General features: G+C 69.2%; 3 protein-coding genes. 1 reads left to right on the forward strand and 2 read right to left on the reverse strand.

The window, feature by feature from the left end; genetic code table 11:
* On the reverse strand, positions 1-405 hold a 405-nt coding region (locus tag VKH46_04200), incomplete at its 3' end, for a DinB family protein (protein HKB70020.1).
* Between the two features lie 2 nt (positions 406-407).
* Positions 408-1,661 carry an aminotransferase class V-fold PLP-dependent enzyme gene (locus tag VKH46_04205; protein HKB70021.1) on the reverse strand — a complete coding sequence of 418 codons (1,254 nt, stop codon included), beginning with the start codon at positions 1,659-1,661 and terminating at the stop codon, positions 408-410.
* Between the two features lie 90 nt (positions 1,662-1,751).
* Between VKH46_04205 and VKH46_04210 the strand changes: the two genes are divergently transcribed.
* A partial coding sequence (locus VKH46_04210) for an FAD-dependent thymidylate synthase (GenBank protein HKB70022.1) occupies positions 1,752-3,208 on the forward strand: 1,457 nt, incomplete at its 3' end.

The raw sequence follows: 3,208 nt of genomic DNA on the forward strand, positions 1-3,208 counted from the left end.
CGAGCGCAGCCACTTGCCGATCCGGATCGAGGTGCCCCCGGGCGTCACGCACCGTTCTTCCGTATCCGCCGGCGAGAGCCGCCCGAAGATCTCGACCGACTCGCGGTGGCGTTGGCGGAGATCGGCGAGCACCGCGTCGCGGCCCGACGCGAGATCGGGCCCGCACCCCGCGTACCGGCTCGGGCGCCGCATCACGTTCTCGGCGAACATCCAGCGCTCGATCGCGGCGATGTGGCGGACCGTCTCGCCGAGCGTGAATCCCGCGCGATCCGTCGTGGAGGACGGATCGCTCGCGAAGCGGGCCGGCGACCATTCGATCCTCTCCTCGGGAATGAGCGCCGCCACCTTCTCCGTGCGCGAGCGGACCTTCTCGAAGTAGACGAGGAACTCGGAAGGGGAATCCACGATCAGCCGCTTCGCGGCGGATCCGCCGCGCGGATCGCGCCGGGTCGTCGATCCGTAGGGTCCGCGCCCGCCGTTCTCAGCTCGCGCACGGCGCGGACCACCTCGCCGATCGTGTAGTCGACTTCGGCCTCCGTGTTGAAGCGGCCGAGACCGAAGCGGATCGCCGAGTACGCGAGCTCGTCGGGAACGCCGATCGCCTTCTGCACGTGCGAGGGCTCGATCGAGGCGGACGTGCACGCGGCTCCGGAGGAGACCGCGACGTCCCGGATCCCGGTGATGAGCGCCTCTCCCTCGACGCCGCCGAACGAGACGTTCAGGTTCCCCGGGAGCCGCCACTCGGGACCTTCGAGATTTCCTTCCGCGTCGATCGAGGGAAGGGGATAGCCGTTCAACCGGACGCCGTCGATCCGCGAGACGATCCCTTCGTGGAGGCGGTTGCGGAGCCTCCGCAGCCGCTTCGATTCCTCGGGGAGCTCCGCTTTCGCGAGCTCGCACGCTTTCCCCAGCCCCACGATCCCCGGCACGTTCAGCGTCCCGGAGCGCAGGCCGCGCTCGTGGCCGCCGCCGTGGATCAGGGGCGAGAGCCGCACCCGCGGGCTCTTCCCGCGGACGTAGAGGGCGCCGCACCCCTTCGGGCCGTAGATCTTGTGCGCGGTGATCGAGGCGAGGTCCACGCCGAAGCTCTCGACGTCGAACGGGACCTTGCCGACGCCCTGCACCGCATCGGTGTGCACGACGACGCCGCGCGGACGGCAGACGGCGGCGATCTCGCCAAGCCGGTGGACGGTTCCGATCTCGTTGTTGGCGAGCATCAGCGTGACGAGGATCGTGCTTTCCGTCAGCGCGCCCGCGACCTGCTCCGGGGAGATCTGCCCGTACGCGTCCGGCGCGAGCACGGTCACCTCGAAGCCTTCCCGCTCGAGCTCGGCGCACGAATCGAGCACCGCCTTGTGCTCGGTCGCGCATGTCACGACGTGGTTTCCCCTCTCCCGGTAATGGCGCGCGGCGCCCATGATCGCGAGGTTGTCGGATTCCGTCGCGCCGGACGTGAAGACGATCTCTCCCGCCGAGCACCCGAGGAGCTCGGCGACCTTCTGCCGCGCCTCGTCGACGGCGGCCTCGGCCTCCCATCCGTAGAGATGATTTCGGGAAGCGGCGTTGCCGAAGGCCGTCGTCAGGTACGGCATCATCGCCTCGAGGACGCGCGGGTCGATCGGCGTCGTTGCGTGATTGTCCATGTAGATCGGCGTCTTCATGCTCCCTCGGCGCGATTTTACGCCCCGCCCCGCGGAGAGGGTCGCGGGACGGCGCGGCCGCGCGCAATGCGGGTTAAAATCGCTCCTTCGATGTCCACGGTTCAAGCGCCCGAAACCCCGCCGTTTTCGTTTCTCTCGCCGGCGCCCGTCGTCCGGCTCACGCATGCGTTCACGCGGCCCTTCGAGAACGTCGTCGCGACCGCGCGGACGTGCTATTCGAGCAAGGGGGTCGTCGACGAGGACCAGGCTTCCCGCAACCCCGGAAAGCGCGACGCCCTGGCGAAGTCGATCTACGAAGCGGGGCACCACACGACGTTCCAGCACGCGCACTTCCAGTTCGCGATCTCCAACGTCTCGCGGCAGTTCCTCTGGACGTTCCTCCACAGCCATCCCTTCTACAACTCGGAGCAGGTCTCGCAGCGCTACGTCGAGGTGAAGGCGGGGAACTTCGCGATCCCCCCTCTCTCCGGCGCGAGCCGCGAGCTCTTCGAGCGCACCGCCCGGCTGCAGAACGAGGCGTACGCGCGCCTGACCGAACTTCTCTCGCCGATCTGCCGCGAGCGCTATTTCGGGCTCTTTCCCGGAAGGCTCCGCGGGGAGGGGCCGCAGCGGTTCGCCGGCGCCGTCGGCAAGCGCGCGCAGGAGATCGCCCGCTACGTGCTGCCGATCGCGACGTTCGCGTACCTCTACCACACGATCTCCGGAATCACGCTGTTCCGCTACCGCCGGCTCTGCGAATCCTACGACGCGCCCGCCGAGCAGCGGTACGTCGTCGACCGGATGGTCGCCGAGGTGCTCGCGCTCGACCCGCTCTATGCCCACGTCCTGGAGGACCCGATCCCGCTCGAGGAGACGCCCGAGTTCGAGGCCTTCCGGGCGGTCGCGGAGCGCGGACGATCCGGCGCGCGCTTCCGCGACGAGTTCGACGCGTCTCTGGAAGGAAGGGTCTCCCGGCTCGTCGACTGGAAGCGGAACAACGAGGCGGTGCTGGCCGCGTCGGTGCGGGAGGTGCTGGGCCTCGCCGCGTCGGAGATGACCGACGACGACGCGATCGCGCTTTGCCTCGACCCGGGGAAGAACCGGCTGCTGGGCGAGACGCTGACGCTCACGACCCACGGAAAGATCTCGCGGGCGATGTTCCACCCGGGCTACACGTTCCGCAAGAAGCTCTCCCACACCGCGGACTCCCAGGACCAGCGCCACCGGATGACGCCCGCGTCCCGCCCGGCGCTCCCGGCCTATCTCTCGGACGCACCAGATTACGTCGTGCCGATGCTCGTCGGCGACGTGCCGGAGGCGGCCGCGCTCTACCGCGAGACGATGGAGCGCACGTGGCAGGCGATCGGGACGCTCCGCGCGCGGGGAGCGTCCGACGAGTACGCGGCCTATCTCCTGCCCAACGCCGTCGCCCTGCGGTTCACGGAATCGGCCGACCTCCTGAACCTGCACCACAAGATGGCGATGCGCCTCTGCTACAACGCGCAGGAGGAGATCTGGGCCGCCTCGCGCGAGGAGGCGCTCCAGGTCCGCGAGATCAACCCCCGAAT

This window comes from Thermoanaerobaculia bacterium (assembly GCA_035260525.1).
GTDB lineage: Bacteria > Acidobacteriota > Thermoanaerobaculia > UBA5066 > DATFVB01 > DATFVB01.

What these genes read in the sequence shown, in the direction of transcription:
- VKH46_04205 (HKB70021.1), bottom strand. Translation starts at nt 1,661, where the DNA reads ATGAAGACGCCGATCTACATGGACAATCACGCAACGACGCCGATCGAC.